Consider the following 5,124-nt stretch of genomic DNA (forward strand, 5'->3'; position numbering starts at 1 on the left):
TCTTTTAACGCCAAATCACCATCTGTATATTCTAAAAATATAGGCGGATCAATATTTAAAGTAGCTGTAACACACAAGGCTTCTTCAGCACGAGTTTTTGCAAGTAATTCACCAGCGGGAATGTTGGCATGTGGCGTGACCCCGTTAGAACCATCGGTTACGATAACTAGACGTACATTAACACCTTGTTTTTGATATTTTGATAAGATAGGGGAGATTACTATTTCATCATCAGGGTGTGCAAAAATAGCCATTAAGGTTTTGCCTTTGTTTGTTTCTTGCAGAGGTGTTTGTTCTTGTACATGATTGTCTTTCTGGTTTTCAGTCTTTTGACTGATATCATTACAACTTGTATGTAGTAGAAAAATAGCGCAGGTGAAAAGTGGCATTAATTTTTTAATCATTGTGTAGCTAATAAAAGTTATCTATCATATTTTTTAAAATATCAAAAAAACATTATTTGATAGAGCGAATAGTTGTATCAAATGTCATTTATAATTGTGATTCAAATACTACGTGATTTATATGAAAATCAATTTCTAAAATCTAATATGAAAGTCTATTGTTTGATTAATTCTTAGGGAACTAAAGGGAACCAAAATAGATAAAATCCATTAAGGTTTTATTCATCAATTATCAAGAATTTCTAATTGCTTATTCTTTCAATTTTCTCATCAAAATTTAGTCCATTCCATTTTAAAAATATTCTATTAATAATTTCTCGATTTTCAAATTCTTTCTCCATCCACGTATGAACTGAAACCTCTATTGTTTGGTCATCAATAAACATATAGTGTAATATAGGTTTGTATGAATCTGGCAGTTTATCTTCACTACTAACAAAATCACTTGCCTTATATTTTTTTAAGATGGTGGTTTCTTGTAGTGTTTTATTTTCATTGAAATATTTCCATGAATGTAAGATTGTATTTTGCCCATTTTCTACCTCTGAGAATAATACGCCGTCCAAATCATCTTTATGCTTAAGAAAATATAAGGTGACAATGCTAGAAAGGTTTTTGTTTTGTACAGCTAATTTTGTCTTACTTTCTTCAATAATCTTCCAAGTATTTGATTCTCCTTTTTGGAGTAACTCTTTTTTTTCTGAAAGAGTTAAGCCATCATTAGTAAGATCAAAAATAGATAATGGACTCAAACTAAAAAGTAACTTCATGTCTTTGTAGTCATTATGAGAGTGATTGTTTTTAGAGCTTTCTAATTTATTTGGCACTTCTTTAAGAGCGTCCCTTTTTAAGTTAGATTCCAATTTTGTTTTCTGCGGCTCATCACTATTTTTATTAGCCTGATTACAGGCAAATAAAAATATAATCATATGTATTAAAACTATTTTGTTCATTGTTGAAATCTTGTTGGCAGCTGAAGTTCAATTCAGATAATTCTTGGGTTTAACGACTTTATAAATATACATAGATATATCTTTTTTCAACGTTAAGCTTGCATTGAGTTTAGCTAGGTTAAGTTTACTATTTTTGGGCACAAGCTATCTTTTAAGTTGAGGATACTTTAATTTAGTAAGATGAAAAAAAAGGTATTTAACCTATTGGTACTTCTATCAATAATTTTATTGGGGTTTGTTATTATATCCTTTTTGCCAGAAGAACCATCTTCGTTCTCTGGTGGAGCTACAGATCCTACCGGTTTTGGTCATGGTTATGGTAGTGCTATGAAAAAATTTTTAAATAAAGTAGTTAGAATAGCATTCTGTGTGTTATTACTAATAACTGTTGCTTTAGGATTTTCCGTGTACAAGAAAAAAGATAAATAGGTTAACGATAGTAGCGTAGATTGTATGAGTTGAAGGTTATTTATTTAACTATTGGTATTATAACTACTAATTCTTTTACATCAATTTTTACTACTTTAACTGACTACAAAAGTATGGCTAGATGAAATTTTTAAAGTATGTATTGATATTTGTATTGTTTACCGCGTGTAAGTCATACGAAATAGGCAAAGTTGACACTCCACAAGGTGAAATTTTAATTTGGTTGCATGATGAAACACCTAAACATAAAGCCAGTTTTATAGAATTAGCGAATGCAGGCTATTGGGATTCGCTGACTTTTAACAGGGTGATTCCAGATTTTGTTGCGCAGGGTGGTTGCCCAGATACTCCCGAAGGGTTTAATGATCCCGAATATTTATTAGCTCCAGAATTTGATTCTACACTAACCCATACGTATGGGGCAGTAGGAGCAGGGCGAGATGGTAATGCAGAAAAGTTATCGGCACGTTGTCAGTTTTATATCGTACAAAATAAAGATGGTCTACATCGTTTAGATGGTGATTATACCGTTTTTGGTAATGTTTTAAAAGGGATGGATGTTGTGAATGAAATAGTAGGTGTACCAAAAGATTCAACCAATACACCGTTTACACCAATACCATTAGATATTTCAATTGTAAAAATTTCTGCAAAAACACTAAAAGAGCTACAACAGGAAAGTAAATAATTTAGGGTTGTTAATCTTTTAAGCTATAAACGAAGCTAGAATGTGTTATCTACTTAATTTTAAGATAGGTATCTCAAATTAATGGAAATCATTTGAAAGGAAGAAGTATAGAATACCCTATTGTTTTAGTTCACATTTTACGTCTGCCAAATACTCTGCTTTAAGATTTATCCAATCGTTTAAGTCTAAAGTATCATTATCGGACTTTATAAAAACCCTATTCCAAGACTTTCTTTGAATTAAACCTTTGGCAATAATTTGATCATTACCTCTATCTAAAATTAGTATGGTATCATTTTTATTTCCATCAAAAAAGACGTGATTATTTCTTCCATAATAATCTTCAATTTCAAGTAAATGAAGAAATCCACCTACAACCATCACAATTATGATTATTAAAATGATGACTGGTTTCAATGAACGCTTATAGAGCAAAAAGGCAACAATTATAAAAATGATAATGAATATAACTGGTAACATAAAGGAAATATTTTTTGATGTAAAATAGAGTTTAGAATATTGTTATAAGTTGAAAGAATAACATAAGCGCATTATTCTTTTTTAGAATTTAATTGGTTAACAGTGGTAAGTAATGTTTTAAGTCTGTTATCAATACCTTTTTCAATGATAAAGACAAGAGTGTCTCCGGCAGTTAGGTTTGTTTTCTCTGTTTTGAAATTGGTAATATAGTCTTCTGATAACGAATAAGATTTTCTGTCTTTTAGTTCAGTTTTATTGATGTCTATATGGTTTGGAACCCCTGTATAAATTAGTTGTTTAGCACTGTTATTAGTTTTAAATCTGTCAGATTCTTCATTGAAGCAACTTACGTCTATAGAAGTGACATCATCAGAATAACCAATTATTTGCGTGTAATAGAGATATTTTTTCGAATATGTTTTCCATTTATCCATTTCTGGTGGAAAATTATTTTTTATGATACTATCCGTTTTTCGATTAGTAGATTTAAAACCTTTAGGTAAAGTCTTTAATAATTCCTGCCCATCAACATTCCAGTTATAGCTATCATATTCTTTTGCATAAAATATGGCAATTTCTTTTTGAAAGAAATGTTTACCAGATACCCAAAGTGTGACCATGCCACCAGGAGCAATACCAACACCAAATTGATACCCGTCTACAGTGCCATTTGGTTTACTGAATTCGTTCATTTTGGTACTTTTTAACCCAAAAAAACTATCTATTTTTTTATGTGGAAGCTCAAAAGTACCTTTATAAATTTTCCGTTCTCTAACAGATACCCAATGGCAGTCTAAGGTATATGGTGGCGGAAAATTCTCAAATTCATATTCATAAATACCTCCATAGTTAGCAAAACTCTTCTCGTAGTCTTCTGTAACTATAATAGATTCATTTTTGTTTTCAGTTATGAGTTCAAACTTACCCATGATAGGGTGGTGTTCGGCTACACTGGCACTAAATGAATAAATTTTGCGACTAAAGGTTTGGTATGCTACCAATTTCCAAATATGTAACGCAGTTAGAATTAAGGTAACGACCAAGAACGATAAGGTAAGTTTATGTATTCTCATTTCTAATGCTGAAAAGCCGCTGCAAGACCTGTTAAATATAATAGTATTAGCCTTATAAGTCCAGATATAACCAAGGCAATAATGGCTAGGTTTTTATATATTTTTTTATTTTCAGAATTGTCAAAATATGCTATTAAACCTAACTGAACAGTAATTAAAATGCAACAAATGATAAATAGATATATTAAATGGTCTCCACCATTACCAAACCCTTTAAAAAATGTAAAAAATAATGTAGTATTAATAATAGCTATTAGAAATGTCAGAGAGCTATTGAATTTTGGTGTGGTTTTGGTCATACTTTTAATTAAAAAGGGTATGGTCTAAATTTCTCATGGATTAATTTTTAAAGTGTTACCTGCAAGATAGTAATAGTCTTCTTTATTGATTTAATAAAGAGAAACTAGTATTTGTAGCCGTTGCCAACAAATTATTAAAGTAGTCTTTTGCTATAGCAAAATCTAGCATACCAATTATTGAAACTTATGTTTTTGAATTGCCTAAATAAATTGAATATTAAAGCTTAATAATCTGATATAAGAATCTACAAGTCCAGAAAAGTAGCATCTTAATTTAAAGAAAAATTTGTTGATTTTTCACCTTAGTTCATTGCTATTCCTTCTAACTCAACTTCATCAAATAGTTCGATAAAATTATATTTTTTTAATAATATAATCAGTACTTTTCGCATTTGTTCTGAGCAGTTGCTTCGGAAATAATTCTCCGTCAAATTACTATCTATATCAATATTACCAGTCATTGTCGAAATACGTATTTCGGTTAAAATAATCCCTTCTTTATAAATAGATAAGACCAAGTTGTGATGATATGGTAACGCTCTTGATTTATCGTATGATTTTGGATTTTGCAAATTAGTTATACATAGTTGTTGATCCTTTTTGCTCAAGGTTTCTCGTGCTAATTCCTTTTCATATTCCTTTTCCTCTTGATCTGGTAATGACATTTCTTTATTATGTACTTCCCAAATAGAAAATTGAATACTATCTTGAGTATTTGGAATCAAATCCAGATAAAGAGAATCAATTTGTGAATACACTATAGAGGATATTAAGAATGTATATAATAGAATTACTTGT

Annotated in this window: 8 protein-coding genes; 2 read left to right on the plus strand and 6 right to left on the minus strand. The window is 30.2% G+C overall.

All coding sequences use genetic code 11. The features are described from left to right. Both ABJI11_RS03515 and ABJI11_RS03520 read right to left on the minus strand, forming a co-directional pair. Positions 1 to 404, minus strand: a 404-nt coding sequence (locus ABJI11_RS03515) for a PIG-L family deacetylase (protein WP_348349466.1), incomplete at its 3' end; no start/stop codon positions are given. A 242-nt stretch (positions 405 to 646) separates the two neighbouring features. After that, positions 647 to 1,357: a hypothetical protein gene (locus ABJI11_RS03520; RefSeq protein WP_348349468.1), complete on the minus strand. Its 711-nt coding sequence runs from the start codon at positions 1,355 to 1,357 to the stop codon at positions 647 to 649. Positions 1,358 to 1,537: 180 nt separating this feature from the next. Here ABJI11_RS03520 and ABJI11_RS03525 point away from each other — a divergent pair, with 180 nt between their 5' ends. Both ABJI11_RS03525 and ABJI11_RS03530 read left to right on the plus strand, forming a co-directional pair. After that, positions 1,538 to 1,786 (plus strand): hypothetical protein, encoded by a 249-nt coding sequence (locus ABJI11_RS03525; protein ID WP_348349470.1) that lies wholly within the window; start codon positions 1,538 to 1,540, stop codon positions 1,784 to 1,786. 121 nt (positions 1,787 to 1,907) lie between these two features. Next, positions 1,908 to 2,474, plus strand: coding sequence for a peptidylprolyl isomerase (locus ABJI11_RS03530; RefSeq protein WP_348349472.1), 567 nt, complete (start codon positions 1,908 to 1,910; stop codon positions 2,472 to 2,474). Between the two features lie 117 nt (positions 2,475 to 2,591). Here the strand turns inward: ABJI11_RS03530 and ABJI11_RS03535 are convergent, their stop codons facing one another. From ABJI11_RS03535 to ABJI11_RS03550, 4 genes are all read right to left on the minus strand, one after another. Next, the gene (locus ABJI11_RS03535) at positions 2,592 to 2,954 is read right to left on the minus strand and encodes a hypothetical protein (RefSeq protein ID WP_348349474.1); all 363 of its coding nucleotides are present in this window, start codon (positions 2,952 to 2,954) and stop codon (positions 2,592 to 2,594) included. Between the two features lie 71 nt (positions 2,955 to 3,025). Then, complete coding sequence (locus tag ABJI11_RS03540; RefSeq protein ID WP_348349476.1) at positions 3,026 to 4,027, minus strand: DUF2931 family protein; 1,002 nt, start codon at positions 4,025 to 4,027, stop codon at positions 3,026 to 3,028. A 2-nt stretch (positions 4,028 to 4,029) separates the two neighbouring features. Beyond that, positions 4,030 to 4,326 carry a hypothetical protein gene (locus ABJI11_RS03545; RefSeq protein ID WP_348349478.1) on the minus strand — a complete coding sequence of 99 codons (297 nt, stop codon included), beginning with the start codon at positions 4,324 to 4,326 and terminating at the stop codon, positions 4,030 to 4,032. Positions 4,327 to 4,628: 302 nt separating this feature from the next. Then, on the minus strand, positions 4,629 to 5,124 hold a 496-nt coding region (locus tag ABJI11_RS03550; RefSeq protein WP_348349480.1), incomplete at its 5' end, for a hypothetical protein.

Origin of the sequence: Maribacter sp., assembly GCF_039968975.1 — a bacterium.
Classification (GTDB): Bacteria; Bacteroidota; Bacteroidia; order Flavobacteriales; family Flavobacteriaceae; genus Maribacter.